Annotated in this window: 27 protein-coding genes; 25 read left to right on the top strand and 2 right to left on the bottom strand. The window is 60.4% G+C overall.

Annotated elements, in window-relative coordinates:
- The first annotated feature begins 10 nt into the window (after window positions 1-10).
- The 24 genes from fabD to K5R88_RS13045 all read left to right on the top strand — a co-directional run bounded on the left by fabD (window position 11) and on the right by K5R88_RS13045 (window position 23,004).
- A complete protein-coding gene (gene fabD, locus K5R88_RS13160) occupies window positions 11-949 on the top strand; it encodes an ACP S-malonyltransferase (RefSeq protein WP_226300087.1) in 939 nt (312 codons plus the stop codon).
- 16 nt (window positions 950-965) lie between these two features.
- Window positions 966-1,709: a 3-oxoacyl-ACP reductase FabG gene (gene fabG, locus K5R88_RS13155; RefSeq protein ID WP_047526979.1), complete on the top strand. Its 744-nt coding sequence runs from the start codon at window positions 966-968 to the stop codon at window positions 1,707-1,709.
- Window positions 1,710-1,900: 191 nt separating this feature from the next.
- A complete protein-coding gene (gene acpP / locus K5R88_RS13150) occupies window positions 1,901-2,137 on the top strand; it encodes an acyl carrier protein (RefSeq protein WP_003175607.1) in 237 nt (78 codons plus the stop codon).
- A gap of 108 nt (window positions 2,138-2,245) precedes the next feature.
- Window positions 2,246-3,490, top strand: coding sequence for a beta-ketoacyl-ACP synthase II (gene fabF / locus K5R88_RS13145; RefSeq protein ID WP_008031595.1), 1,245 nt, complete (start codon window positions 2,246-2,248; stop codon window positions 3,488-3,490).
- Window positions 3,490-4,305, top strand: coding sequence for an aminodeoxychorismate lyase (gene pabC / locus K5R88_RS13140; protein ID WP_008040888.1), 816 nt, complete (start codon window positions 3,490-3,492; stop codon window positions 4,303-4,305). The genes fabF and pabC overlap by 1 nt, the downstream gene beginning before the upstream one ends.
- Before the next feature lie 3 nt (window positions 4,306-4,308).
- Window positions 4,309-5,529 (top strand): endolytic transglycosylase MltG, encoded by a 1,221-nt coding sequence (gene mltG / locus K5R88_RS13135; protein ID WP_226300086.1) that lies wholly within the window; start codon window positions 4,309-4,311, stop codon window positions 5,527-5,529.
- A 19-nt stretch (window positions 5,530-5,548) separates the two neighbouring features.
- The gene (tmk, locus tag K5R88_RS13130; protein WP_226300085.1) at window positions 5,549-6,181 is read left to right on the top strand and encodes a dTMP kinase; all 633 of its coding nucleotides are present in this window, start codon (window positions 5,549-5,551) and stop codon (window positions 6,179-6,181) included.
- Window positions 6,174-7,160 carry a DNA polymerase III subunit delta' gene (locus K5R88_RS13125; protein ID WP_008031605.1) on the top strand — a complete coding sequence of 329 codons (987 nt, stop codon included), beginning with the start codon at window positions 6,174-6,176 and terminating at the stop codon, window positions 7,158-7,160. The genes tmk and K5R88_RS13125 overlap by 8 nt, the downstream gene beginning before the upstream one ends.
- 42 nt (window positions 7,161-7,202) lie before the next feature.
- Window positions 7,203-7,559: a PilZ domain-containing protein gene (locus K5R88_RS13120; protein ID WP_008031608.1), complete on the top strand. Its 357-nt coding sequence runs from the start codon at window positions 7,203-7,205 to the stop codon at window positions 7,557-7,559.
- A 15-nt stretch (window positions 7,560-7,574) separates the two neighbouring features.
- A complete protein-coding gene (locus K5R88_RS13115; protein ID WP_226300084.1) occupies window positions 7,575-8,360 on the top strand; it encodes a TatD family hydrolase in 786 nt (261 codons plus the stop codon).
- Between the two features lie 342 nt (window positions 8,361-8,702).
- Entirely contained in the window at window positions 8,703-9,341 is a 639-nt protein-coding gene (locus K5R88_RS13110) for a TetR/AcrR family transcriptional regulator (RefSeq protein WP_008031613.1), read from the top strand.
- A gap of 138 nt (window positions 9,342-9,479) precedes the next feature.
- The gene (locus tag K5R88_RS13105; protein ID WP_008031614.1) at window positions 9,480-10,448 is read left to right on the top strand and encodes a GTP 3',8-cyclase MoaA; all 969 of its coding nucleotides are present in this window, start codon (window positions 9,480-9,482) and stop codon (window positions 10,446-10,448) included.
- A gap of 170 nt (window positions 10,449-10,618) precedes the next feature.
- On the top strand, window positions 10,619-11,227 hold the full coding sequence (locus K5R88_RS13100; protein ID WP_223453154.1) for a DUF4823 domain-containing protein: 609 nt from the start codon (window positions 10,619-10,621) through the stop codon (window positions 11,225-11,227).
- A 16-nt stretch (window positions 11,228-11,243) separates the two neighbouring features.
- Window positions 11,244-11,804, top strand: a complete 561-nt coding sequence (locus K5R88_RS13095) for a DUF1285 domain-containing protein (RefSeq protein WP_223453153.1) — start codon at window positions 11,244-11,246, stop codon at window positions 11,802-11,804.
- Window positions 11,805-12,004: 200 nt separating this feature from the next.
- A complete protein-coding gene (locus tag K5R88_RS13090; protein WP_226300083.1) occupies window positions 12,005-12,721 on the top strand; it encodes a FadR/GntR family transcriptional regulator in 717 nt (238 codons plus the stop codon).
- 137 nt (window positions 12,722-12,858) lie between these two features.
- Window positions 12,859-13,734 carry an SMP-30/gluconolactonase/LRE family protein gene (locus K5R88_RS13085; protein ID WP_226300082.1) on the top strand — a complete coding sequence of 292 codons (876 nt, stop codon included), beginning with the start codon at window positions 12,859-12,861 and terminating at the stop codon, window positions 13,732-13,734.
- A gap of 199 nt (window positions 13,735-13,933) precedes the next feature.
- The gene (locus K5R88_RS13080; RefSeq protein ID WP_008031626.1) at window positions 13,934-14,752 is read left to right on the top strand and encodes an SDR family oxidoreductase; all 819 of its coding nucleotides are present in this window, start codon (window positions 13,934-13,936) and stop codon (window positions 14,750-14,752) included.
- Between the two features lie 125 nt (window positions 14,753-14,877).
- A complete protein-coding gene (locus K5R88_RS13075; protein ID WP_008031628.1) occupies window positions 14,878-15,882 on the top strand; it encodes a substrate-binding domain-containing protein in 1,005 nt (334 codons plus the stop codon).
- A gap of 65 nt (window positions 15,883-15,947) precedes the next feature.
- Entirely contained in the window at window positions 15,948-17,492 is a 1,545-nt protein-coding gene (araG, locus tag K5R88_RS13070; RefSeq protein WP_226300081.1) for an L-arabinose ABC transporter ATP-binding protein AraG, read from the top strand.
- Window positions 17,493-17,504: 12 nt separating this feature from the next.
- On the top strand, window positions 17,505-18,473 hold the full coding sequence (gene araH, locus K5R88_RS13065; protein WP_032828927.1) for an L-arabinose ABC transporter permease AraH: 969 nt from the start codon (window positions 17,505-17,507) through the stop codon (window positions 18,471-18,473).
- Between the two features lie 212 nt (window positions 18,474-18,685).
- Window positions 18,686-19,399, top strand: coding sequence for a GntR family transcriptional regulator (locus K5R88_RS13060; RefSeq protein WP_032828923.1), 714 nt, complete (start codon window positions 18,686-18,688; stop codon window positions 19,397-19,399).
- Window positions 19,396-20,394: an ADP-ribosylglycohydrolase family protein gene (locus K5R88_RS13055; protein ID WP_223415223.1), complete on the top strand. Its 999-nt coding sequence runs from the start codon at window positions 19,396-19,398 to the stop codon at window positions 20,392-20,394. Before K5R88_RS13060 ends, K5R88_RS13055 begins: the two co-directional genes overlap by 4 nt.
- Before the next feature lie 221 nt (window positions 20,395-20,615).
- The gene (locus tag K5R88_RS13050) at window positions 20,616-22,082 is read left to right on the top strand and encodes a purine-cytosine permease family protein (RefSeq protein ID WP_008031640.1); all 1,467 of its coding nucleotides are present in this window, start codon (window positions 20,616-20,618) and stop codon (window positions 22,080-22,082) included.
- Entirely contained in the window at window positions 22,075-23,004 is a 930-nt protein-coding gene (locus K5R88_RS13045; protein WP_226300080.1) for a PfkB family carbohydrate kinase, read from the top strand. Before K5R88_RS13050 ends, K5R88_RS13045 begins: the two co-directional genes overlap by 8 nt.
- 185 nt (window positions 23,005-23,189) lie before the next feature.
- On the opposite strand, the gene K5R88_RS13040 is transcribed toward K5R88_RS13045, so the two are convergent.
- The gene (locus K5R88_RS13040; protein ID WP_226300079.1) at window positions 23,190-24,392 is read right to left on the bottom strand and encodes an MFS transporter; all 1,203 of its coding nucleotides are present in this window, start codon (window positions 24,390-24,392) and stop codon (window positions 23,190-23,192) included.
- Between the two features lie 112 nt (window positions 24,393-24,504).
- Window positions 24,505-25,158, bottom strand: coding sequence for an HD domain-containing protein (locus tag K5R88_RS13035; protein ID WP_226300078.1), 654 nt, complete (start codon window positions 25,156-25,158; stop codon window positions 24,505-24,507).
- A gap of 133 nt (window positions 25,159-25,291) precedes the next feature.
- On the opposite strand from K5R88_RS13035, the gene K5R88_RS13030 reads away from it, so the two are divergent.
- On the top strand, window positions 25,292-25,774 hold the full coding sequence (locus K5R88_RS13030; protein WP_008034765.1) for a GNAT family N-acetyltransferase: 483 nt from the start codon (window positions 25,292-25,294) through the stop codon (window positions 25,772-25,774).
- Window positions 25,775-25,890: the final 116 nt, after the last annotated feature.

The following is a 25,890-nucleotide window of genomic DNA, read 5'->3' as shown; positions in this document are numbered from 1 at the left end:
GGCTTGTTACATGTCTGCTTCCCTCGCATTCGTCTTTCCAGGACAGGGTTCGCAGTCCCTCGGCATGCTGGCCGAGTTGGGCGCGCAACATCCGGCGGTCCTCGAAACATTCAAAGAAGCATCCGACGCGCTCGGTTACGACCTGTGGGCACTGACCCAGCAAGGGCCGGAAGAGCAACTCAATCAAACCGATAAAACCCAACCGGCCATTCTGACCGCCTCGATCGCCTTGTGGCGTCTGTGGCTGGCGGAAGGCGGTGCGCGTCCGGCTTATGTTGCCGGTCACAGCCTGGGCGAGTACAGCGCCCTGGTCGCTGCGGGCAGCCTGAGCCTGGGTGACGCGGTGAAACTGGTGGAGCGTCGCGGTCAGTTGATGCAAGAAGCCGTTCCGGCCGGGCAGGGCGGTATGGCTGCCATTCTCGGCCTGGACGATGCTGACGTACTGGCAGCCTGTGCCGAAGCGGCGCAAGGCGAAGTGGTCAGCGCGGTCAATTTCAACTCTCCGGGTCAAGTCGTGATCGCCGGTGCCAAGGCGGCCGTCGAACGCGCCATCGAAGGCTGCAAGGCCCGTGGTGCCAAGCGCGCCATGCCGTTGCCAGTCAGCGTACCGTCCCATTGCGAGCTGATGCGTCCAGCCGCCGAGCGTTTCGCCGAGTCGATCGCTGCGATCAACTGGCAGGCACCACAGATTCCTGTGGTACAAAACGTCAGCGCGAACGTGCCGGCCGATCTCGAAACCCTCAAGCGCGATCTGCTTGAACAGCTCTACAAGCCTGTGCGCTGGGTCGAATCGGTCCAGGCGCTGGCCGCCAAGGGCGCGACCCAGTTGGTCGAATGCGGCCCTGGCAAAGTGCTGGCCGGCTTGAACAAACGCTGCGCCGAAGGCGTGTCGACATCCAACCTCAATACCCCAGACGCCTTCGCTGCCGCCCGTGCAGCGCTGGCCTGAATCAGGAGAAGCTTGCATGAGTCTGCAAGGTAAAGTTGCACTGGTCACCGGTGCGAGCCGCGGTATCGGCCAGGCCATCGCCCTGGAACTGGGTCGTCAGGGCGCCATTGTTGTGGGCACCGCGACATCCGCCTCGGGTGCCGAGCGCATCGCCGCTACCCTGAAAGAAAACGGTATTCAAGGCACTGGCCTGGAACTGAATGTCACCAGCGACGAATCCGTTGCCGCTGTGCTGGCGAGCATCCAGGAGCAGTTCGGTGCGCCGGCGATCCTGGTCAACAATGCCGGCATCACCCGCGATAACCTGATGATGCGCATGAAAGACGACGAGTGGCATGACGTCGTCGATACCAACCTGAACAGTCTGTTCCGCCTGTCCAAGGGCGTTCTGCGCGGTATGACCAAAGCCCGTTGGGGACGAATTATCAGTATTGGCTCGGTTGTGGGTGCCATGGGCAACGCAGGCCAAGTAAACTACGCTGCCGCCAAGGCAGGTCTGGAAGGTTTCAGTCGTGCCCTGGCGCGTGAAGTCGGTTCGCGTTCGATTACGGTAAACTCGGTGGCCCCTGGGTTCATCGACACCGATATGACCCGCGAACTGCCCGAGGCACAGCGTGAAGCCTTGCAGGCGCAAATTCCGCTGGGTCGTCTGGGGCAAGCTCAAGAGATCGCGTCTGTGGTCGCTTTTCTTGCATCCGACGGTGCGGCTTACGTTACTGGGGCTACAATCCCGGTGAACGGCGGGATGTACATGAGTTAAATGTGACGGGTTGCTTCAAAAAAATGTCATACGAGCTGTCTAAAATCCGTTATAAAGCTGCAATCTTTTTATAGGCAGAGGGTCACGGGGTTTGAGGAGTGAAGCTTTCAGTTGAAAAACTGAAAAGTCTTTCTATACACTTACCCACTGGCCAGCTGCCTGAATTTGTCCATTAGGAGTGAAAACAAGGTATGAGCACCATCGAAGAGCGCGTCAAGAAAATCGTTGCTGAGCAACTGGGCGTTAAAGAAGAAGAAGTGGTCAACACTGCTTCCTTCGTTGAAGACCTGGGTGCCGACTCCCTTGACACCGTTGAGCTGGTGATGGCTCTGGAAGAGGAATTCGAGACCGAAATCCCTGACGAAGAAGCTGAGAAGATCACTACTGTACAAGCTGCAATCGACTACGTTACTAGCCACCAGGCGTAATAGTTTGTAATCGTTGCTTGCTGTCATGGAAAAACCGCACTGCCATCATGGCGTGCGGTTTTTTCTTTAGGCCTGATGCAAAGTCGTCATTTGAAAAAGGAGAGTGCTGTGTCGCGTAGACGCGTCGTAGTCACCGGTATGGGTATGTTGTCGCCACTGGGCACGGATGTGCCGAGCAGTTGGCAGGGCATTCTGGCTGGCCGTAGTGGCATTGGTCTGATCGAACACACCGACCTTTCTGCCTATTCCACCCGTTTTGGCGGCTCGGTAAAGGGCTTCAATGTCGAGGAATACCTGTCGGTCAAGGAAGCTCGCAAGCTCGACCTGTTCATTCAGTACGGTCTGGCCGCAGGTTTTCAGGCGGTGCGTAACGCCGGTCTTGAAGTCACCGACGCCAACCGTGAGCGCATCGGCGTGGCCATGGGTTCTGGTATTGGCGGTCTGACCAATATCGAAGAAACCAGCCGCACGCTGCATGATTCCGGCCCACGACGGATCTCTCCGTTTTTCGTGCCTGGCTCGATCATCAATATGATTTCCGGTTTCCTGTCGATCCACCTGGGTGCACAGGGACCTAACTACGCCATCGCCACAGCGTGCACCACCGGTACGCACTGCATCGGCATGGCAGCTCGCAACATCATGTACGACGAAGCCGACGTGATGATTGCCGGCGGCGCCGAGATGGCGGCTTGCGGTCTGGGCATGGGCGGCTTCGGTGCCTCCCGCGCGCTGTCGACCCGCAACGACGAGCCGACCCGCGCCAGCCGTCCATGGGACAAGGGCCGTGACGGCTTCGTCCTGTCCGACGGTGCCGGTGCGCTGGTGCTTGAAGAGCTGGAACACGCCAAGGCTCGCGGCGCAACCATCTACGCCGAGCTGATCGGCTTTGGCACCAGTGGCGATGCCTACCACATGACGTCGCCGCCGGCTGACGGTGCGGGTGCTGCTCGTTGCATTTCCAACGCCCTGCGCGATGCGAAGATCAATAGCGATCAAGTCCAGTACATCAATGCCCACGGTACATCGACTTCGGCCGGCGACCTTGCCGAAGCCTGCGCGATCAAGTCGGTGTTCGGCGATCACGCCTACAAGCTGGCGGTCAGCTCGACCAAGTCCATGACCGGTCACCTGTTGGGTGCGGCGGGCGCAGTCGAGGCGATCTTCAGTGTGCTGGCGATCAATAGCCAGGTGGCACCGCCGACCATCAACCTCGACGAGCCGGACGAAGGCTGCGACCTGGACTTCGTGCCGCACACTGCGCGCAACATGGACATCGATGTGGTCCTGTCCAACTCCTTCGGGTTTGGCGGTACCAACGGCTCGCTGGTGTTCCGCCGGTTCGCTGACTGATGGACAGCTGGGTCGACGGTCAGCCGGCTGACGCTCTGTCGCTGAAGGATCGCGGCCTGGCTTACGGTGATGGTCTGTTCGAGACCATTGCCGTGCGGAACGGGCAGCCGCTGTTGCTGGACCGGCATCTGTCGCGCCTGGCGCAAGGCTGTTCACGCCTGGCGATCACGGCCGATCACGCGCTGATCCGCAGCGAGCTGCTGGCCTACGCTGCAGCACTGGGCGAGGGCGTGCTCAAACTCATCCTCACCCGCGGCGACAGCCTGCGCGGTTACGCGCCAGATCCTGCGGCCCAGGCCCGACGCATTCTTCAGGGCAACCCGCCTGCCGCTTACCCTGTCGTACATGCGGAGCAGGGCGTTCGCCTGTTTCCTTGCGCCACACGACTGTCCAGACAACCCTTGCTCGCCGGGCTCAAACACCTGAACCGTCTTGAGCAAGTCATCGCCCGTTCCGAATGGCAAGACACCGAGCATGCCGAAGGCTTGATGCTCGATCAGGCCGGGCGGGTGATTGAGGGTGTGTTCAGTAATCTGTTCCTGGTTCGCGATGGCGTGTTGATCACTGCCGATCTCAAGCGCTGCGGCGTGGCCGGTGTGATGCGCGCCGAATTATTGTTTCAAGCCGAGTCGCTGGGGATTCCCACGCAAATCACCGACATCACCCTCGAACAGCTGCAATGGGCTGATGAGGTCTTTATCTGCAACAGCGTGTATGGCGTTTGGCCGGTGCGCGCCTATGCAGCTCTGAGCTGGCCGGTTGGGCCGCTCACCCGTAAACTCCAAACCATTGCCCGCGCGCTACTGGATGCTTGATACGTGAGACGTAAATTCTTGCTGCTGCTGGAAACCGGATTGGTTCTGGCAGGGCTGTGTCTGGGCGCTTCGGCCTGGAAGATTCATTCGGCGCTGGAACAGCCGCTGAACATTACCCAGGAACAACTCCTGGAAGTGCCCAAAGGCACGACACCCACCCGCACTTTCTATCGACTCGAAGCCGATGGCGTCATCAAGGACGCTTTCTGGTTGCGTGTGTACTGGCGCTTCAACCTGGCCGGGCAACCGTTGCACAAAGGTGAGTACCGCATGCAGCCCGGCATGACGGTGGAAAACCTGATCGACCTGTGGAAACGCGGGGAAATGGTGCAGTACAGCCTGACGCTGGTCGAAGGCTGGAATTTCCATCAAGTGCGTGCTGCGCTGGCCAAGGATGAAAAACTTGAGCAGACGCTGAACGGTTTGAGCGATAGCGAAGTGATGGACAAGCTCGGTCACGCCGGGATCTTCCCGGAAGGGCGATTCTTCCCGGACACCTACCGTTTCGTGCGTGGCATGACGGACGTCGAGCTGCTGAAAAAAGCCTACGACCGCCTCGACGAAGTCCTGGCCAAGGAGTGGGGGCAGCGTGCGGCTGACGTGCCGTACACCGAACCCTACCAGGCGTTGATCATGGCCTCGCTGGTGGAAAAGGAAACCGGCGTACCGCAAGAGCGTGGCCAGATTGCTGGCGTGTTCGTGCGGCGCATGGAAATGGGCATGCTGTTGCAGACCGATCCGACCGTGATCTACGGTCTCGGTGATCGCTACAACGGCAAGTTGACCCGCGCCCATCTCAAGGAAGCGACCCCTTACAACACCTACGTGATCTCCGGCCTGCCGCCGACGCCGATCGCGATGGTCGGCCGCGAAGCGATCCATGCGGCACTCAACCCGGTGGCCGGCAACAGTCTGTATTTTGTCGCGCGCGGCGATGGCAGCCACGTGTTCTCCGATGATCTGGATGCTCACAACAGCGCGGTGCGTGAATTCCAGCTCAAGCGTCGCGCCGATTACCGCTCCAGCCCGGCGCCGGTCACCGCGCCAGAGGCGACGAATGAGCAGGCTCCGATCCCGGCGGCTTCGCCTGACCCGGCCCCGGAGGCGTTGGCGCCAGTGACGCCGCCAGAGCCGGCTGAAGAAACGACTGAAGAACCTGCTAAAGAGCCCGCTGCTGCACCCGCGCCCGAATCGGATGCAACCGTGCCGCAAAGCCCGCAATGATTCTGACTAAGGACTGCCTGTGACTGGCTTGTTTATTACCCTGGAAGGCCCCGAAGGCGCCGGCAAGAGCACCAATCGCGAATACCTCGCCGAGCGCCTGCGCGCCGCCGGTATTGAAGTGGTGCTGACCCGCGAGCCGGGCGGCACGCCTCTGGCCGAGAAGATCCGCGAGGTGCTGTTGGCGCCAGTCGAGGAAACCATGGACCCCGACACCGAGCTGTTGCTGGTGTTTGCCGCGCGTGCCCAGCACCTGTCCGGCGTGATCCGCCCGGCGCTGGCCCGTGGCGCGGTGGTGTTGTGCGATCGCTTTACCGACTCGACCTACGCCTATCAGGGCGGCGGTCGCGGTTTGTCGCTGGAGCGCATCGCTACGCTGGAAAGCTTCGTTCAGGGCGAGCTGCGCCCGGACCTGACGCTTATTTTCGATCTGCCGGTGGAAGTGGGGCTGGCCCGCGCCAGCGCTCGCGGTCGTCTGGATCGCTTTGAGCTCGAAGGCCGGACGTTTTTCGATGCGGTGCGCAGTGCGTTCCTCAAACGCGCTGAAGCCGACCCGGCGCGATATGTGCTGGTCGACGCTGCCCAGCCGCTGGCGCAGGTTCAACAGTCGCTGGACGCCTTGTTGCCGCGTCTGCTGGAGCTGACCCGTGGCTGAAGCCTATCCGTGGCAGGACAGCCTCTGGCAGCAGTTGGCAGGTCGCAAACAACATGCGCACGCCTATCTGCTGCACGGCCCGGCCGGGATCGGCAAGCGAGCGCTGGCCGAGCGCCTGATGGCCAGCCTGCTGTGCCAGCGCCCGACCGCGCAGGATGCTTGCGGCGAATGCAAATCCTGCCTGCTGCTCAAAGCCGGCAGCCACCCTGACAACTACATCCTCGAGCCGGAAGAAGCCGACAAGGCGATCAAGGTCGATCAGGTTCGTGAGCTGGTCAGCTTCGTGGTCCAGACCGCGCAGATGGGTGGGCGCAAAGTGGTGTTGATCGAGCCAGTCGAGTCGATGAACATCAACGCCGCCAACGCCTTGCTCAAAAGCCTTGAAGAGCCGTCCGGCGATACGGTGCTGTTACTGGTCAGTCACCAGACCAGTCGACTGTTGCCCACCATCAAAAGCCGCTGCGTGCAGCAAGCCTGTCCACTGCCAAGCGAGGCCATGAGCCTTGCGTGGCTGGCCAAGGCGTTACCGGACAGTTCGGAAGAAGAGCGCGTCGAACTGCTGACCCTCGCCGCCGGCTCACCGCTGGCGGCGGTGAATTTGCAGGCCCAGGGCGTGCGCGAGCAGCGGGCGTTGGTGGTCGACGGTGTGAAGAAGTTGCTCAAGCAGCAGCAATCGCCGACGCAACTGGCCGAAGGCTGGAACGCGATTCCGCTGTTATTGCTGTTTGACTGGTTCTGCGACTGGTCGAGCCTGATCCTGCGGTATCAGCTGACTCAGGATGAAGACGGGCTGGGATTGGCCGATATGCGCAAGGTGATTCAATACCTGGCGCAGAAAAGCGCTCAAGACAAAGTCCTGAACATTCAGGACTGGATCCTCGCCCAGCGCCAGAAAGTCATGAGCAAGGCCAACCTCAATCGGGTGCTGTTGCTTGAAGCGCTGCTGGTGCAATGGGCGTCGTTGCCTACCCAGAAGTGACCGACTGGGCCTATCCTCTGAACATCAGCAGTGGAGGTCAGCATGAATGAAGCCGTCAATCCGGGGCCGCGCAACGGCATTTTGTCCCTGACCATCAAGGACAACTCCGTGCTCTACGCGGCCTACATGCCCTTCATCAAGAACGGTGGCCTGTTTATCCCGACCAACAAGAGCTACAAGTTGGGCGATGAGGTATTCATGCTGCTGAACCTGATGGACGAGCCGGAGAAAATTCCGGTCGCCGGCAAGGTTGCCTGGATCACCCCCAAAGGCGCGCAAGGCAACCGGGCCGCGGGCGTCGGCGTGCAGTTCAACGACGGTGACGACACCGCGCGCAGTCGAATCGAAACCCACCTGGCCGGAGCCCTGAAGTCCGACCGTCCCACTCATACGATGTAAGTTGCAGCCCTTTTTATGCTCGTAGATTCCCATTGTCACCTTGATCGCCTTGACCTCGCCGCCCATGACGGCTCGCTGGATGCCGCACTCGATGCGGCCCGCCAGCGCGGGGTAGGGCACTTTCTGTGTATCGGCGTCAGCGTCGACAACGCCGCCGATGTCAAAGCCCTGGCCGAACGTTATGACGATGTCGACTGTTCGGTCGGCGTGCACCCGTTGGACGTGCAGCCGGGCGCTGCGCCAGCGCTGGATTGGCTGCTGCAGGAGCTCAATCATCCGCGTGTGGTCGCGATTGGTGAAACCGGCCTGGATTACCACTACGAACCTGAAGCGGCGGAGTTGCAGCAGGAGTCGTTTCGCTTGCACCTGCAAGCCGCGCAGCAGACCGGCAAACCGGTGATCATTCACACACGCGGTGCCCGGGCGGACACGCTGAACCTGCTGCGCGAGGCCGCTTTGCCCCAGGCCGGCGTTTTGCATTGCTTTACCGAAGATTGGGACATGGCCAAAGCGGCGCTGGACATGGGTTATTACATTTCCCTGTCTGGCATCGTCACTTTCCGCAACGCCGATGCGCTGCGTGACGTGGCCAGTAAAGTGCCTGCCGACCGATTGCTGGTGGAAACCGACTCGCCGTACCTGGCGCCGATCCCTTATCGCGGCAAGCCGAACCTGCCGCAATATGTGCGGGAAGTGGCAGAGTTTCTGGCAATGCTACGCGGTGAATCCTACGATCGATTTGCCGCGCAGACGACCGAGAACTTCAAGCGACTGTTCCCGCTGGCGCATGTGAAAGGTTAAATCGCAGGCAAAAAAAACCCGGGTTCTGGGGGGTGAATCCGGGTTAAGACCATTAGGAGTAAAACAATGGTACGCGGTCCGTTGGTACCAATATCGACGCGGCACTTGGGGGAGATGCCCCGCCGACAGTTGAAGTATTGATCAGTATTGCGCTGAGTCCAGTTTACCGGCCCAGGTTTTTAAACAATTTTGGAATACAGGCGCTTCGGAAGAGTTCTCATTAAAAGCTGGTGCTGACAGAATTCATCTAGAAACACAGATATGGAAGGATGATCCGTGCATTTTGCCGCAAGTTAGGCATAATACGCGGCTTCGAATTTTGACCCCGACAGACCTTTTCTTATGCATAAAGAACCTCGTAAGGTCCGTGAATTTCGTCGCCGCGAGCAAGAAATTCTCGATACCGCGCTCAAGCTGTTCCTCGACCAAGGTGAAGACAGTGTCACCGTCGAGATGATTGCTGATGCCGTCGGTATCGGCAAAGGCACAATCTACAAGCACTTCAAATCCAAGGCGGAGATCTACCTGCGCCTGATGCTCGATTACGAGCGTGATTTGAACGAGCTGTTGCATTCGGCCGATGTCGACAAGGACAAGGAAGCGCTGTCCCGGGCCTACTTCGAATTCCGCATGCGCGATCCGCAACGTTACCGCTTGTTCGATCGCCTGGAAGAAAAGGTGGTCAAGGGCAATCAGGTGCCGGAGATGATCGAGGAGCTGCACAAGATTCGCGCCTCGAACTTCGAACGCCTGACCCTGCTGATCAAGGGCCGGATCAGCGAAGGCAAGCTCGAAGACGTGCCGCCTTACTTCCATTACTGCGCATCCTGGGCGCTGGTGCACGGCGCCGTGGCGCTGTATCACTCGCCGTTCTGGAGCAATGTGCTGGAAGATCAGGAAGGCTTCTTCCAGTTCCTGATGGACATCGGCGTGCGCATGGGCAACAAGCGCAAGCGCGACACCGACACGCCGAGTAGCTGAGTCATTCAGTTGCCTTATTGCGCCATGATTTCGCTATATGGCGCAGTACCTCAGTAATATACTCAGGCATGGGACTTGCTAAAACTTGATTTGTGAGTCAAGTTTTACGTCGTCCGAATTCCTTGTGCCGGAGTGACCATGATCGTTGACCGTCAAGGCAGGCGTTTTCGTAATCTGCGAATCAGCCTGACCTCCGCCTGCAATTACGCGTGTACCTATTGCGTGCCTAACGGCAAGCGGCTGGTTGCTGCGCAGGATGAACTGTCGGCCGAAGCCATGGCACGCGGCGTTGCCTACTTGATCGAGGCGGCGGGGATCGAACGGCTGCGCATCACCGGCGGTGAGCCGTTGGTCAGCCCCAAACTCGAAGCCTTCATGACCGCCGTCGGGCAGATGGGCCTGCAAGACATCAGCCTGACCACCAATGGTCAATTGCTGGCGAAAAAACTGCCCCTGCTGGTCGATGCCGGCATTCGTCGCATCAACGTTTCCCTTGATACCCTGGATGCCGGCGCATTCCGCAGCATTGCTCGCGGCGGCGATCTGGCGACTGTGCTCGATGGCATGGACCAGGCCAGCGCCGCTGGCATGAAGATCAAGGTCAACATGGTGCCGCTGCGCGGGCAGAACCTCGATCAAGTCATGCCGCTGCTCGATTATTGCCTGGAGCGTGGCTATGAACTGCGCTTCATCGAACTGATGCGCATGGGCCACCTGGCCAACGACAACAACGCATTCCTGCAACAATTCGTCAGCCTGCAACAGCTGTTGAGCCTGATCGGTGATCGCTATGAGTATCTCCAGGCCGATGCTCCGGTTGACGCCACGGCGGTGCGCTATGAAATTCCGGGGCAGGGCTATTTCGGGGTAATCGCCAACGAAAGTGTTCCGTTCTGCCGAACCTGTTCGCGGCTGCGCCTGTCTTCAACCGGGTGGCTGCATGGCTGCCTGTCGTCGAGCAATCGTCACTATGTCGGCGATCTGCTGGATAAACCTCGTCACCAGGCATTGCCGGCTTTGCAGCGACTCCTGGTGAAGGCCTTGGGTGACAAGCAGGAGGTGGCGTTTTCCGGTGGTGCGACCGTCATGAAGATTATCGGCGGCTGAACCGGCCTCTTCGCGGGCAAGCCTCGCTCCTACAGTTATTCGCAAATCCCTGTAGGAGCGAGGCTTGCCCGCGAAGGCAATCTGTCAGGCGACGATGAACATGAGCTGGCGCGGAAGCTGCATCCCATGGCCATTCGCCGGTTTTCCGTCACCGGCCTCTGGAGGGTAGGATGCGTAGCCTGGTTTTGCTGCTGGCCGTTTTGGCGCTTGGTGGCTGCATGAATGTCAGCGATATGGCTGAAGAAGCTCGCTACCACATGAGCGACGTGGGGCTGCTTGACCACAGCGACAGCCGCCGCGTGAACAACCTGCGCATTCAGCCGGATTCGTTCGTCTATATCGCCCAAGGCGCCTTTGTGCCGCCGGGCAGTGCGGTCTACCCGCGACCTAACGTGATTGCCGAAGTCGCCTTCGACGGTTTTATCGAATACTTCCCGATGGTCCGCCGCGCACACACGCCGGAAGGCCTCGAGCAGGCCATGGGCGAAGCCCGTGCGGTCGGTGCGCATTACCTGCTCTACACCCGTTTCGCCAAGTCTGACGACCGTATCGGCAACACGGACGAATGGCTCGACCAGGAAGCCGTGGATCGTCTGGGTATCGACTCCGGCGTGATTCAGATCATGTTGATCGAGACCAGCACCCAGTATTTGATTGATACTGCACGTATCAAGAGTCGTGGCGGTTTACTGACGTTCTACGACAAAAAGCCAGAAGACCTGATGGGCCCGCCGCTGCGGCAATACGCGCGCAGCCTGCTGGGGCTCGGCGACCAGTAATTCCAAGGAGAACGCCATGAGTGGCCCGCAAAAAGCCAACGACCTGTTGGGGCAAATCCCCAAGACCCAAGGCTTGCCACCGGTCCACTTGTGGAACCCCGACTTCTGCGGCGACATCGACATGCGCATCGCCCGCGACGGCACCTGGTATTACCTGGGCACGCCGATCGGGCGCAAGCCGATGGTCAAACTGTTCTCCACCATCATTCGCCGCGACGGCGATGATTATTTCCTCATCACCCCGGTCGAGAAAGTCGGCATCAAGGTTGACGATGCTCCGTTCGTGGCGATTGCCGTGGATGTTGAAGGCGAGGGTGAAGCCCAGGTCTTGCGCTTCACCACCCATGTGGATGAAACCGCCGAGGCCGGTGCCGACCATGCGATCCGCGTGGTGATTGATCCGGTGACACAAGAGCCTGCGCCTTACGTGCATGTGCGCTCCAATCTCGAAGCGCTGATTCATCGCAATGTGTTTTACCAATTGGTGGAGTTGGCGGTGACTCGTGAAATCGATGGGCAGCGTTGGCTGGGCGTATGGAGCGGCGGCATCTTCTTCCCCATCGGCCTCGAGCCTTGAGTCGTCAGTGCTGACGCCTTCGCGGGCAAGCCTCGCTCCTACAGAGTTCGCCGGCGCCTGTAGGAGCGAGGCTTGCCCGCGAAGAACGATAACGCGATCTCGCTACTCAGCTTCAAAATCAAATTGACACCCAATCGTATGATGATTAGCGTGGGCAACAATCGCGAACGGCATTGTGCCGTCCCTGCATCGAGGTGCCCATGTCCAGCAGTTTTCACGCATCGACGGTCGATTGGCTGGGTTGCTGGATTGCGGCGGGCCAGGTAAAACCCGGCGAAACCCTCAAGGTTGAGGCCGACCTGGGCGAGCAGCTCGGCGTCAGTCGCACCGTCATCCGCGAAGCCATCAAAACCCTGGTCGCCAAAGGCATGCTCGAAGTCGGGCCGAAGGTCGGCACGCGGGTATTGCCGGTGCGACGCTGGAACCTCTTCGATCCGCAAGTCGTCGGCTGGCTGTCCCGCAGCGGCCTGCCGGAAAACTTCGTCGACGACCTCCTTGATTTACGCCGCACCATCGAGCCGATGGCCGTGCGCTGGGCCTGCGAGCGGGCGACCGTCGAGCAGGTGCAGGCGGTGCTTCAGGCCTATAACGCACTGGAGCGCGCGGTGCACAGCGGCATCGATTACAACCGCGCCGACCAGTTCTTCCACGAGTGCATCCTCGCGGCCAGCCACAATCAATTCATCGAACAAATGGTCCCGGCCCTCGGCGCGTTGCTGGCGGTGTCTTTTGAAGTCTCCGCCGCCGACCCTGACGAACTGCGCCGCACGCTGCCAATTCACAAAGACATGGCCGACGCCATCGCCGCCCGCGACGCGGCACGCGGTGTGTGGGCCTGCATGACGCTGATCGACAACGCCGACATGGCCATCAAACGCTTCTACCCAAAAGTCATGGCCGACAAAAAAGCCGGCTAAAAACATAGAACCCTGTAGGAGCGAGCCTGCTCGCGAAAAACTTCAAGGCAGCGCGTTTATGCAGCGGACACGCGTTACCGTTGACGTCCATCGCGAGCAAGCTCGCTCCTACAAACAAGAACAACGCAGGAGGTTTCATGGAATGGACCGCAGTCACCGGACACCGGGCACGCCTCGGCGAAGGCCCGTTCTGGGATGCGCCGACGCAAGCCCTCTATTGGGTGGATATCGCCGGCAAACAGGTACTGCGCCTGATCGGTGCCAACGTGCAGATCTGGCAGATGCCCGAGCACGTGTCGGCTTTCATTCCCTGCGAAAGCGGTGATGCGCTGGTGACGTTGAGCAGTGGCGTGTATCGGCTCGATCTGGATTCGCCAGGCCTTGAGCCACGGCTGACCTTGTTCTGCGTCGCCGACCCGCAGCCGGGCAATCGCGGCAACGAAGCCCGTTGCGATGCCCAGGGGCGACTCTGGCTCGGCACCATGCAAAACAACATCGGCGAAAATGGCGAAGACCTGCCCGTTGTGCGGCGTTCCGGCGGCTTGTTTCGTATCGACCGGGATGCCCGGGTCACGCCGCTGCTGCGCGGTTTGGGCATTCCCAATACGTTGTTGTGGAGCGATGACGCCACCACGCTTTATTTCGCCGACAGTCTGGATGGCACGCTCTACCAGCATTTCATCCGCACCGACGGCGGCCTCGATCCCGCGCTGGTCTGGTTCGGCCCGCATCAACGTGGCGGCCCCGACGGCTCGGCGATGGATGCCAGAGGTTATATCTGGAACGCGCGCTGGGACGGCAACTGCCTGATCCGGCTGACACCGGATGGGTATGTCGATCGCATCATCGAATTGCCAGTCAGTCGCCCGACCAGTTGTGTCTTCGGCGGTGCGGACCTGAAAACCCTCTACATCACCAGCGCTGCGAGCCCGCTCAACCATCCGCTGGACGGCGCGGTGTTGTCGATCCGGGTCGATATACCCGGAAAGCCCTGTACGAGATTTGCTGATTAAATCCCAAGATATGGGATGTAAAATTATATATTGAGATTATTTGGCGGTCGGGTTTATAGTCGGCTCCAATCAGTTACACGCACTCACACTTAAAAAAACAAAACAGGTGAAGTGATGCAGCGATTTTCCAACACGTTTTTTGGCCGGACATCGACAGATGCCCGGTTTTTGTCGTGCCCGCGAAAGGGAGCGCTGATCCATGGCTGAAGCGCTCTCCCTGCCTCCAGTGCCCGAACCGCCGAAGGGCGAGCGCCTGAAAAACAAGGTCGTGCTGCTGACCGGTGCCGCTCAGGGCATTGGCGAGGCGATTGTTGCGGCCTTCGCTTGCCAGCAAGCCAGGCTGATCATCAGCGACATCCAGGGCGAGAAAGTCGAAAGCGTCGCGGCGCATTGGCGCGCCCAAGGCTTCGATGTTCAGGCGATCAAGGTTGACGTATCCAATCAACAAGACCTGCACGCGATGGCAAAAAGGGCCGTCGAGTTGCATGGCCGCATCGACGTGCTGGTCAACTGCGCCGGCGTCAATGTGTTCCGCGATCCGCTGGAAATGACTGAAGAAGACTGGCGCCGCTGCTTTGCCATCGACCTCGATGGCGCCTGGTTCGGCTGCAAGGCGGTGTTGCCGCAGATGATCGAGCAGGGCATCGGCAGCATCATCAACATCGCCTCGACCCATTCCACGCACATCATTCCCGGCTGCTTCCCGTACCCGGTGGCCAAGCACGGTTTGCTCGGCCTGACCCGCGCACTGGGCATCGAATACGCGCCGAAAGGCATTCGCGTCAACGCCATTGCACCGGGCTACATCGAAACCCAACTGAACGTCGATTACTGGAACGGTTTTGCCGACCCGCAGGCCGAACGTCAGCGCGCTTTCGATCTGCATCCGCCGCGGCGCATTGGCCAGCCGATTGAAGTGGCGATGACGGCAGTCTTCCTGGCCAGCGATGAAGCGCCGTTCATCAACGCCTCGTGCATCACCATCGATGGTGGGCGCTCGGTGATGTACCACGACTGAATAACCGGGGTTTCAGGCGCGGAATTACGTCTGAAATCCAATCATCATACGATATGACTATTTGCTACAACGTTTGCACCGGCTTTGAAAAATAACGCTCAAAAAAAATAACAAGGAGTCAGCTTATGAATCGTCGTCGTGGGATCCGTTCCCTGTGCTGTGCCGCTTTGGCGGTCACCGCGGTCAGCCTCAGCAGCAGCTTGCTGGCGGCCGAGGAAGTGAAGATCGGCTTTCTGGTCAAGCAGGCGGAAGAGCCCTGGTTCCAGACCGAATGGGCCTTCGCCGAAAAGGCCGGCAAAGAGAAAGGCTTCAAGGTCATCAAGATCGCCGTGCCGGACGGCGAGAAAACCCTGTCCGCCATCGACAGCCTGGCTGCCAACGGCGCCAAGGGCTTCGTGATTTGCCCGCCGGACGTGTCCCTCGGCCCGGCGATCATGGCCAAAGCCAAACTCAACGGTTTGAAAGTGATTGCCGTGGATGACCGTTTCGTCGATGCCAGCGGCAAGTTCATGGAAGACGTTCCGTACCTCGGCATGGCGGCGTTCGAAGTCGGCCAGAAGCAGGGCGCGGCGATGGCCGCCGAAGCGAAAAAACGCAACTGGGACTGGAAAGACACCTACGCGGTCATCAACACCTACAACGAACTCGACACCGGTAAGAAGCGCACCGACGGTTCAGTCAAAGCGTTGGAAGACGCCGGCATGCCAAAAGACCACATCCTGTTCTCGGCCCTGAAAACCCTCGACGTGCCGGGCAGCATGGACGCCACCAACTCGGCGCTGGTGAAACTGCCGGGCGCGGCGAAGAACCTGATCATCGGCGGCATGAACGACAACACCGTACTGGGCGGCGTACGCGCCACCGAGAGCGCCGGTTTTGCTGCGGCCAACGTGATCGGCATCGGCATCAACGGCACCGACGCCATCGGCGAACTGAAAAAGCCCAACAGCGGCTTCTTCGGCTCGATGCTGCCAAGCCCGCACATCGAGGGTTACAACACCGCCAGCATGATGTTCGAGTGGGTCACCACCGGCAAAGAGCCGGCGAAGTACACCGCCATGGACGACGTGACCCTGATCACGCGCGACAACTTCAAGCAGGAGCTGGAAAAGATCGGCCTCTGGAACTGAGGCGCGGTTGATTTCATCGGCGGCCCTGGCGACGGGGCTGCCTGATCTGTGTGATGAGGTGTTTTATGCACGCGCAAGTACAGACACAACACGACAGCGTCGGCGGCAGCCTGCGCTTCAACGGGATCGGCAAGACCTTTCCCGGGGTGAGGGCGCTGGACGGCATCAGCTTCGTCGCCCATCCGGGTCAGGTTCATGCCTTGATGGGTGAGAACGGCGCCGGCAAATCGACCCTGCTGAAAATCCTCGGCGGCGCCTACACGCCGAACAGCGGCGACCTGCAGATCGGCGAGCGAACGATGGTCTTCAAGTCCACCGCCGACAGCATCGGCAACAAGGTGGCGGTGATCCATCAGGAACTGCATCTGGTGCCGGAAATGACCGTGGCGGAAAACCTGTTCCTCGGTCATTTGCCCGCCAGTTTCGGCCTGATCAATCGCGGCGCACTGCGACAACAAGCGCTGGCCTGCCTCAAGGGCCTGGCCGATGAAATCGATCCGCAGGAGAAGGTCGGGCGCCTGTCCCTCGGGCAGCGGCAACTGGTGGAAATCGCCAAGGCGTTGTCCCGTGGCGCGCATGTGATCGCGTTCGACGAGCCGACCAGCAGCCTCTCGGCGCGGGAGATCGATCGCTTGATGGCGATCATCGGGCGCCTGCGCGACGAAGGCAAAGTGGTGCTTTACGTCTCCCATCGCATGGAAGAAGTGTTCCGCATCTGCAACGCGGTGACAGTGTTCAAGGACGGCCGGTACGTGCGCACCTTCGAGGACATGAGCGAGCTGACCCACGATCAATTGGTCACGTGCATGGTCGGGCGCGACATTCAGGACATCTACGATTACCGCCCGCGCAAGCGTGGCGCGGTGGCGTTGAGGGTCGACGGTCTGCTCGGGCCGGGCTTGCGTGAGCCGGTGAGTTTCGATGCGCACAAAGGCGAGATCCTCGGGCTGTTCGGTCTGGTGGGGGCAGGGCGAACCGAGCTGTTTCGCATGCTCAGCGGCCTTGAGCGCAACACCGCGGGGCGCCTGGAATTGCGCGGTCATGAACTGAAACTGCGTTCACCCCGCGATGCGATTGCCGCCGGCATTCTGCTGTGTCCCGAGGACCGCAAGAAGGAGGGCATCATGCCGCTCTCCAGCGTTGCCGAGAACATCAACATCAGCGCGCGCGGCGCCCATTCCACCTTCGGTTGCCTGTTGCGCGGCCTGTGGGAGAAGGACAACGCCGACAAGCAGATCAAGGCGCTGAAAGTGAAGACGCCCAGCGCGGAACAGAAAATCATGTACCTGTCCGGCGGCAATCAGCAGAAGGCGATTCTCGGCCGCTGGCTGTCGATGCCGATGAAAGTGCTGCTTCTGGATGAACCGACTCGCGGCATCGACATCGGCGCCAAGGCCGAGATTTACCAGATCATCCATAACCTGGCTGAAAGCGGCATCGCGGTGATCGTGGTGTCCAGCGACCTGATGGAAGTGATGGGTATTTCCGACCGCATCCTGGTGCTCTGCGAAGGGGCGATGCGCGGCGAACTGTCCCGTGACGAAGCCAACGAATCCAACCTGCTGCAACTGGCTTTGCCGCGCCACCGTGCTGACGGCGTGGCGAACTGAGAGGTGACTATGATGACAACCCAAAACAACGCTCTGCCCACCCAGCGCAAACCTCTGGACCTGCGGCGCTTTCTCGATGACTGGGTGATGCTGCTCGCGGCCGTCGGGATCTTTGTGCTCTGCACCTTACTGATCGACAACTTCCTTTCGCCGCTGAACATGCGCGGTCTGGGCCTGGCGATTTCCACCACCGGGATTGCCGCATGCACCATGTTGTATTGCCTGGCGTCGGGGCATTTCGACTTGTCGGTGGGCTCGGTGATTGCCTGTGCCGGCGTGGTCGCGGCGGTGGTGATGCGCGACACCGACAGCGTGTTTCTCGGTGTGGTGGCGGCGCTGTTCATGGGCTTGATCGTCGGGCTGATCAACGGGATCGTGATCGCCAAGCTGCGGGTCAATGCATTGATCACTACGTTGGCGACCATGCAGATCGTTCGCGGTCTGGCCTACATTTTTGCCAATGGCAAAGCGGTGGGCGTGTCGCAGGAGTCGTTCTTCGTCTTCGGTAACGGCCAGTTGTTTGGCGTGCCGGTGCCGATCCTGATCACCATTGCCTGCTTCCTGTTTTTCGGCTGGTTGCTGAATTACACCACCTACGGGCGCAACACCATGGCCATCGGCGGCAACCAGGAAGCGGCGCTGCTGGCCGGGGTCAACGTTGACCGGACCAAGATCATCATCTTCGCCGTGCACGGTGTGATCGGGGCGTTGGCCGGGGTGATTCTGGCGTCGCGGATGACTTCCGGCCAGCCGATGATCGGCCAGGGTTTCGAGCTGACGGTGATCTCGGCGTGTGTGCTTGGCGGGGTTTCGCTCAGTGGCGGGATCGGCATGATCCGGCATGTGATCGCCGGGGTGTTGATTCTGGCGATCATCGAGAATGCGATGAACCTGAAGAACATCGATACGTTTTATCAGTACGTGATTCGTGGTTCGATCTTGCTGCTGGCTGTGGTTATCGACCGTCTGAAACAACGCTGAGATTTTTGTTGTCTGTGCTGGCCCCTTCGCGGGCAAGCCTCGCTCCTACAGGTTATGTGTCGTGCATGGATTACGCGACTGACATATAACCTGTAGGAGCGAGGCTTGCCCGCGAAGGCGATGTACCTGATTCACCTCGCGACCGCATCCTTCCGTCACCCCCCCTAAATATGTCTTGCCTGTTACAAGTCGTTTCAGGTATCAATTTGTACATGATTAGACAGGTACGATTTGACAAGAAACAACGGGTGGTCGACGAACTCATCCGGCGCATTGAAAGCGGCCTCATGGAGGACGGCTTTCAGTTGCCGGGCGAGCATCAGTTGGCTCAAGAATTCAAAGTCAGCCGAGGTACGCTGCGTGAAGCCCTGGCCGAATTGAAACGGCGCAACTACATCGCGACGCAAAGTGGTGTCGGTTCCATCGTCACGTTCGACGGGGTGGTGCTCGATCAGCGCAGCGGTTGGGCGCAGGCGCTGGCCGACAGCGGGGCGCTGATCAATACCGAAGTGCTGCGGCTTGAGGCGGTGACTCGCCCCGACCTGCTGCCGCGTTTCGGCACTGACCAATTCATCACCCTCGACCGCCGCCGTCGTTCCACCGACGGCAAGCTGGTTTCCCTCGAACGCTCATTGATGCCCGCCACCGGGGGCCTGGAAAGCCTGCCGCGTGTCGGCCTGATCGACAATTCCCTGACCATCACCCTGGCCGCGTACGGCTACATCGGCGAGCGCGGCGATCAATGGATCGGCGCCGAACCCTTGAATGCCGAAGATGCCGAGCTGCTCGGTCGTCCGGTCGGCACGGTGTTCCTAAAAGCCTTGCGCACCACCTACGATCGGCAGAACCGCTTCATGGAGCAGGTCGAAAGCCTGCTCGATCCCGTGCACTTTCGCCTGCACCTGCAATTTGGAAACCCACAATGACCGCGCTCAATCGTGCACTGGGCGCGTTTTACGGACTGGCCCTGGGCGATGCGCTGGGCATGCCGACGCAATCGCTGAGCCGCGCCGTCATCAAGGCGCGTTTCGGTGAAATCACCGATCTGCAAGACGCCGGCCCCAATCAACCGATTGCGGCCAACATGCCTAAAGGCTCGATCACCGACGACACCGAACAGGCCATTCTGGTCGGTCAGTTGTTGATCGACGGCAAGGGCAGGATCGAACCGTCGGTACTGGCGCAACGGCTGATCGAATGGGAAGCCGCGATGCAGGCCAAGGGCTCGCAGGACTTGCTCGGGCCGTCGACCAAACGGGCGATCGAGATGATCCTCGCCGGTCATTCGCCGGAAGAAGCGGGGCGCTACGGCACCACCAACGGCGCGGCGATGCGCATCACGCCCGTCGGCATTTCGGCGGATGTCCGCGATCCCGAGCGTTTCATCAACGCCGTGGTGCAGGCCTGCCAGGTCACCCACAACACCACGCTGGGCATTTCCAGCGCGGCGGCGGTGGCGGCGGTGGTCTCGGCCGGCATCAACGGCATGGACCTCGGCGAGGCATTGAACCTCGGCCAGCAAATCGCCCAGCAAGCGGAAAGCCACGGCCATTGGGTCGCGGGCGGACGCATTGCCTCGCGCATCAGTTGGGCGCGGACGATCAGCGTCGACAGCGACAAGGCGATGCTGGCGGACTTGATGTACGACGTGATCGGCACGTCGGTGGCTTCGCAGGAGTCGGTGGTGGTTTCGTTTGCCTTGGCGCAGCAAGTGGCCATCGGTGAAATAAATGCCTTCGACGCGCTGTGCATGGCCGCAGGTCTGGGGGGCGACACCGACACCATCGCGGCGATTCTGGGGGCCATGCTCGGGGCTTGTCTGGGGCTTGAGAGTTGGCCGGTGGCGATGATCGACAAGGTCAAAGCTGTTAATGCGTTGGAGCTGGAACCGTTGGTGCAGGGGCTTTTGGCTTTGCGTTGACTGGGCTGACGCCATCGTCGGCAAGCCGATCTCGCTCCCACAGTGATCTGCGGTGTTCCCAATACCTGTGGGAGCGAGACCGGCTTGCCGGCGATGGGCGCGCCGCCGATTTAATTTGATAACCCGCAATGGATCGCACAACTACGGCCAGGATCGCCGGGATGTTATGTCGACTTCCGCAATTGCCCATAACCACAACAAAGGCAACAGGAGCATTTCACATGAGTTCATCGAACGCCGGGCAAAGCGCCGGGCAACTGGAAACCCGTGGCATCGAGCCGGTGCCGGAAGCCGAATGCAACGGGCATCCGCTGCAGCTGTTCTGGGTCTGGTTCGCCGCTAACATTTCCATCCTCGGCCTGCCGCTCGGCGCTACGCTGGTGGCGTTTCGCGGGTTGGCGATCTGGCAGGCGATCATCGTCGCGATCCTCGGCGCTGCCGGTTCCTTTGCCGTCGTCGGGATCATTTCCATCGCCGGTCGCCGTGGTCGCGCACCGAGCCTGACGCTGTCGCGGGCGATCTTCGGCGTACGCGGCAACATCGGCCCGACCCTGGTTTCGTTGATGTCGCGGCTGGGTTGGGAAACCGTCAACACCACCACCGCCGCGTTCGTGTTGCTGTCGCTGTGTTCGATCCTGTTCGGCTCGCCGGTGGAAGCCAAAAGCGCACCGGTGCTGACCCTGATCTTCATCGCGATTTTCGTGCTGCTGACCTTGTCGGTGTCCGGCCTCGGTCACGCGACGTTGCTGGTGATTCAGAAGTGGGCGACTTATGTGTTCGGCGCGCTGAACATTTTGGTCGGCGGTTTCCTCTGCGCCACCATCGACTGGAGCGCCGTGTTCAACGCCACGCCTGCACCGCTTAGCGCAATGATCATCGGCGTCGGCACCATGGCCGCCGGCACCGGGATCGGTTGGGCCAACGCCGGCGCGGACATGTCGCGCTATCAGCATCGCAGCGTCAAGGCTGCACGTCTGGTGGCTTCCGCCGCGTTTGGTGCCGGGATCCCGCTGGTGTTGCTGATCACCCTCGGCGGCCTGCTGTCGGTGGGCAACAACGACCTGGCGTCGGCCACTGACCCGATCATTGCGATCCGCGACATGCTGCCGACCTGGATGGCCGTGCCGTACCTGATCACCGCGTTCGGCGGCTTGCTGCTGTCGAACAACCTGTCGGTGTATTCCGCCGGCTTGACCACGCTGACCCTCGGCCTGAAGGTCAAGCGTGTCTACGCCGTGGTGGTCGACATCGTGGCGATTTTCGCCGGTTCGATTTACTTCATGCTGATCGCCGACAGTTTCTACGGCCCGTTCATCACCTTCATTTCGCTGCTGGCCGTGCCGATCACGGCGTGGGTCGGGATCTTCGTCGTTGACCTGATTCATCGTCATTACTACAGCCCCAAAGACCTGCTGGACGTCAGCCCGAGCAGCGCCTACTGGTATCGCGGCGGCGTCGAGTGGCGTGCTTTCGGTGCGTGGGCCCTGGCGATCGTGCTGGGTTTCAGCTTCACCACCATTGGCACCACCGAACAAACCGTCTGGTTCCGTGGGTTCCTCTCCGACTCGTGGCTGGGCCATAACGGCCTCGGCTGGATCGTGACGTTCCTGGTCGCCGGCGGGATTTATTTTGTACTCGGCGGGGCCAGGGATCGCCGCGCCGCGTCGCTCGAGAATGCTCATGCCTAAAATGTTGCACACCGGCCAGGTCATCATCGACCTGGTCATGGCCGTGGATAAACTGCCTCAGCCCGGCGGCGACGTACTGGCGCAATCCGCCAGTTTCGAAGCCGGTGGCGGGTTCAATGTGATGGCCGCCGCTCAGCGTAATGGCTTGCCGGTGGTTTACCTGGGCCGTCACGGCAACGGTCGTTTCGGCGACCTGGCGCGGGAAGCGATGAAGGCTGAAGGCATTCGCATCGGCATTGCTCACAGTGCTGAACGAGACACGGGGTTGTGCGTGGCGATCACGGACGCCTCGGCTGAACGTAGTTTTGTTTCCTACATCGGCGCCGAAGGTGAAGTGTCCGTAGAGGATTTGAACAGCGTAGCGGCGCAGGCGGGCGACTATGTCTACGTCAGCGGCTACAGCCTGTTGCATGTCGGCAAGGCTCAGGCGCTGGTGGATTGGGTGCTGGATTTGCCCGCCGGGATCAATGTCGTATTTGACCCGGGCCCGTTGGTGGAATCACCCGATGCGCCGTTGATGCAGGCGTTGTTGCCGCGTATCGATGTGTGGACCAGCAACAGCGTCGAGGCGCTGCGGTTTACCGGGGCGTCGGACATTGCCGAGGCGCTGGATCGACTGGCCGATCATCTGCCGTCGAAGGTGTTGATGGTGGTTCGCGACGGTCCGCAAGGGTGCTGGATTCATCAGCATGGCGAGCGTCAGCACGTGCCGGGTTTCAAGGTTGAGGCGGTGGACAGCAACGGCGCCGGGGATGCCCATGCCGGAGTGTTTGTGGCCGGGTTGGCGCGAGGGTTGTCTGCGGGTGAAGCGGCGCGGCGGGCGAATGCGGCAGCGGCGCTGGCGGTGACTCGGTGGGGGCCGGCGACTTCGCCTGGGGCGGATGAGGTGGATGCGTTGATCCGCGAGACTTTCTGCGCCTGATTTGACGTCTTCGCGGGCAAGCCTCGCTCCTACAGGGATCGCGTAGTTCCTGTAGGAGCGAGGCTTGCCCGCGAAGGGGCCCTCAAACGTTTACACGTCCAGCTTGCGCGCCGCCTCAACCCCAGCCGCACCAAGCTTGATCGGTTTTTATCGACGTTCATGGATACTGATGAACGACGAACGGTTCAGGCCTGTTGCAACGTTTTGACCGTGTAGCGCCGCCAGATCAGGCGGCCCACGGTGATCAGCCAGTTCAACAGCGCCACGGTGAGAACGGTGAGCAACAGTGTCGCCATCCCGTGTTCGACGATGATCTTTCCGGCCAGCAACGGAAAGCCGAACACACCAATGAAGTACGACAGGCTGAACAGCAGCAACGCTTGCGCGGTGGTGCCGTGCGGCGCTTCATTCGCCGCCAGGCCATTGATCACCGAATACGTCAGCCCGTAACCGACCCCGAGCATCATCGCCGCGAGCACGTAGCTGAAGCCGCTGTCGACCACGAAACCGAACATCACAATCGAAACCATCATCAGCCCCGACAACAGGCAGGATGCGCGGAACGGATCGCGCTTGACCACGAACCCGGCAATCACCATCCGGCTGCTGATCGCCGCGCCCATGAAGCCGAAAAAGAACAGCGAGTAATCCAGCGAACGAGACGCCGCGTAGCTGGTTTGGAAACTCGACAGACCACCAAACACGCAGCCGCCGAGGCCGACCATGAGGATCGGGAACACTGCGCGGGACGACAAAATCTGCCGGGTTGCGCGCCAGGAAATGCGTGCGACCGCAGCGGTAGGCGAGGGCGCTTTTTTCAGCTGCGCATCCAGGCGCCAGAACAGCAACACGCCAATCAGGCTGGCCAGCGCCGCGAGGTAAAACGCCGCCGTTACGGGATAGCCCAGCGCACTGGCCGCGCGGCCCAGCAACGGGCCGCTGCCGATCCCGGTCATCATGCTGCCCGACAGCAGCGCGAAATATCTGGCCCGCTGGGCAGGCGTCACAAGGCTCGCGACGATGATCGGCCCGAGCGTGTAGAAAACGCCCCAGCCCAAACCCAGCAGCAAGCCGAAAAACAGCAGCAGATGGCCGAAGCCCGGCGTCAGTGCAAAACCCAGGCTGGCCGCCACCAGCAGCACGCCGAACAGCGCAATCGAACGCGCCGCGCCAAGCCAGTCGGACAAGTGCCCGGAAACGATCACCGCCGCAAACGTACTGAGCATCGCCGCCGAAATCACGCTCCCGGCATCGTGTTCATTACCGCCGCGCGAGCCGATCAACAGCGACAGCAAAAACGTCGAGCCGTAGGACAGCGACAGCAAATAGCTGGCGAGGCAAAACAGGCCGAACAGTTTGCTGGAGACCTGAGGTGGAGCAGTAGACATGACGCGCTTCCTTGACCCGATAACGGAGAGTGTCATCTATCTATCATGCAAGGCGCCGATGTTAGGTCTGAGGTTATCGATTCCAGGGTTAGTGGTGGGCGGAGTAATGCACTCAGCCGATACCGATTTCTTCCTTGAACAGCTCCATGAAATTTTTCAAACGTTCATGCCGGATGCGGGCCAGGCGTTGACCGGTGAGGGTCTGGAAGCCGTTTGCCAAGTGCAGCAGCTTGGTCTGGAAATGATCGAGGCAAAAGCGCTTGTCATCGTATTCCCGCGCATTTGCTTCCGGGTCTTGTGGGTCATACAGCGCGCTACCCATGCGACCTGCGATGTAAAAGGTGCGCGCAACGCCGAGCATGCCAAGGGAATCGAGACGGTCGGCGTCCTGCATGATTTTCGCTTCGAGGGAACTTGGGGTGATGTTGGCAGAAAAGCTGTGGGCCTCGATGGCGTGTACAACGGCGCTGATTTTTGCGCTGGGCCAGTCCATGTCGGTCAACACTGCAGAGGCCTTCTCGGCTGCCAGCCGCGATGCTTGCGAACGCAACGGCGAGTTCTTCTCCACCGACACGCAATCATGCAAAAGCACCGCTGCCAGCAGCACTTCAATATCGCCACCTTCCTCGGCATGAAGAGTGCGCACGTTGTGCCAGACCCGCTGCAGGTGCGACAGATCGTGGGCGCCGTCTTCCGAGGGTTCCAGTGCGTGGGGCAGCAACCTGGCGGCGAGGATTGGCAGCGGCGCGAAAGCATCAGTCGTCATAAACGTCCTGTTAAGTGAAAACGGTTGGGGCAGCGGCTCCACATCCTCCATAGATCAGCTTTGAATTTCCAGTGTGACGAGCGTTGCGCGCCGACTTAGTATGGCGTTTTCCACTTTTGACGAAGGCACGTCCATGACGATCGAAATCCGCCCGGCGACCCCCAGCGATGCTCCGCAAATCCTCGCGTTCATCACTGAACTGGCCGATTACGAACGTGCCCGCCACGAAGTCATCGCCAGCGTCGCCGACATCGAGCGCAGCCTGTTCAGCGAAGGCGCCACCGCCCACGGCCTGATCTGCCTGCGCGACGGTTTGCCGATCGGCTTTGCGGTGTTCTTCTTCAGCTATTCCACCTGGCTCGGCAGCAACTGCCTGTACCTCGAAGACCTCTACATCACTCCCGAGCAGCGCGGTGGCGGCGCCGGTAAAACCCTGCTGCGCCACTTGGCGAAAATCGCCTGCGCCAATGATTGCGGGCGTTTTGAGTGGAGCGTGCTGGACTGGAACAAGCCGGCTATCGAGTTCTATAAGTCCTTGGGAGCGCAGCCTCAGGAGGAGTGGGTGCGGTATCGGATGGATGGCGCGGTGCTAAGGGATTTTGCTGCGGGCAATTGATTACTTAAAAGATCGCAGCCTTCGGCAGCTCCTACAGGGTGTAGATGACCCACTGTAGGAGCTGCCGAAGGCTGCGATCTTTTTTTGGGTATATCCCAAAATATGGGATGTATATT

This window comes from Pseudomonas sp. MM213 (assembly GCF_020423045.1).
Lineage (GTDB): Bacteria > Pseudomonadota > Gammaproteobacteria > Pseudomonadales > Pseudomonadaceae > Aquipseudomonas > Aquipseudomonas migulae.
Note: the sequence above shows the minus strand (reverse complement) of the source record. Positions and strands in the feature narration are given on the sequence as shown.

Excerpts from the sequence above, each read along its gene's own strand:
- araG (WP_226300081.1), top strand. The coding sequence starts at position 15,948 with ATGCACGCGCAAGTACAGACACAACACGACAGCGTCGGCGGCAGCCTG.
- K5R88_RS13075 (WP_008031628.1), top strand. The coding sequence starts at position 14,878 with ATGAATCGTCGTCGTGGGATCCGTTCCCTGTGCTGTGCCGCTTTGGCG.
- K5R88_RS13085 (WP_226300082.1), top strand. The coding sequence starts at position 12,859 with ATGGAATGGACCGCAGTCACCGGACACCGGGCACGCCTCGGCGAAGGC.
- araH (WP_032828927.1), top strand. The coding sequence starts at position 17,505 with ATGACAACCCAAAACAACGCTCTGCCCACCCAGCGCAAACCTCTGGAC.
- K5R88_RS13080 (WP_008031626.1), top strand. The coding sequence starts at position 13,934 with ATGGCTGAAGCGCTCTCCCTGCCTCCAGTGCCCGAACCGCCGAAGGGC.
- K5R88_RS13055 (WP_223415223.1), top strand. The coding sequence starts at position 19,396 with ATGACCGCGCTCAATCGTGCACTGGGCGCGTTTTACGGACTGGCCCTG.
- K5R88_RS13035 (WP_226300078.1), bottom strand. The coding sequence starts at position 25,158 with ATGACGACTGATGCTTTCGCGCCGCTGCCAATCCTCGCCGCCAGGTTG.
- K5R88_RS13110 (WP_008031613.1), top strand. The coding sequence starts at position 8,703 with ATGCATAAAGAACCTCGTAAGGTCCGTGAATTTCGTCGCCGCGAGCAA.
- pabC (WP_008040888.1), top strand. The coding sequence starts at position 3,490 with ATGGACAGCTGGGTCGACGGTCAGCCGGCTGACGCTCTGTCGCTGAAG.
- K5R88_RS13050 (WP_008031640.1), top strand. The coding sequence starts at position 20,616 with ATGAGTTCATCGAACGCCGGGCAAAGCGCCGGGCAACTGGAAACCCGT.
- K5R88_RS13030 (WP_008034765.1), top strand. The coding sequence starts at position 25,292 with ATGACGATCGAAATCCGCCCGGCGACCCCCAGCGATGCTCCGCAAATC.
- K5R88_RS13090 (WP_226300083.1), top strand. The coding sequence starts at position 12,005 with ATGTCCAGCAGTTTTCACGCATCGACGGTCGATTGGCTGGGTTGCTGG.
- K5R88_RS13040 (WP_226300079.1), bottom strand. The coding sequence starts at position 24,392 with ATGTCTACTGCTCCACCTCAGGTCTCCAGCAAACTGTTCGGCCTGTTT.
- K5R88_RS13095 (WP_223453153.1), top strand. The coding sequence starts at position 11,244 with ATGAGTGGCCCGCAAAAAGCCAACGACCTGTTGGGGCAAATCCCCAAG.
- K5R88_RS13120 (WP_008031608.1), top strand. The coding sequence starts at position 7,203 with ATGAATGAAGCCGTCAATCCGGGGCCGCGCAACGGCATTTTGTCCCTG.
- K5R88_RS13045 (WP_226300080.1), top strand. The coding sequence starts at position 22,075 with ATGCCTAAAATGTTGCACACCGGCCAGGTCATCATCGACCTGGTCATG.
- K5R88_RS13115 (WP_226300084.1), top strand. The coding sequence starts at position 7,575 with ATGCTCGTAGATTCCCATTGTCACCTTGATCGCCTTGACCTCGCCGCC.
- K5R88_RS13060 (WP_032828923.1), top strand. The coding sequence starts at position 18,686 with ATGATTAGACAGGTACGATTTGACAAGAAACAACGGGTGGTCGACGAA.
- fabG (WP_047526979.1), top strand. The coding sequence starts at position 966 with ATGAGTCTGCAAGGTAAAGTTGCACTGGTCACCGGTGCGAGCCGCGGT.
- acpP (WP_003175607.1), top strand. The coding sequence starts at position 1,901 with ATGAGCACCATCGAAGAGCGCGTCAAGAAAATCGTTGCTGAGCAACTG.
- fabD (WP_226300087.1), top strand. The coding sequence starts at position 11 with ATGTCTGCTTCCCTCGCATTCGTCTTTCCAGGACAGGGTTCGCAGTCC.
- K5R88_RS13100 (WP_223453154.1), top strand. The coding sequence starts at position 10,619 with ATGCGTAGCCTGGTTTTGCTGCTGGCCGTTTTGGCGCTTGGTGGCTGC.
- K5R88_RS13105 (WP_008031614.1), top strand. The coding sequence starts at position 9,480 with ATGATCGTTGACCGTCAAGGCAGGCGTTTTCGTAATCTGCGAATCAGC.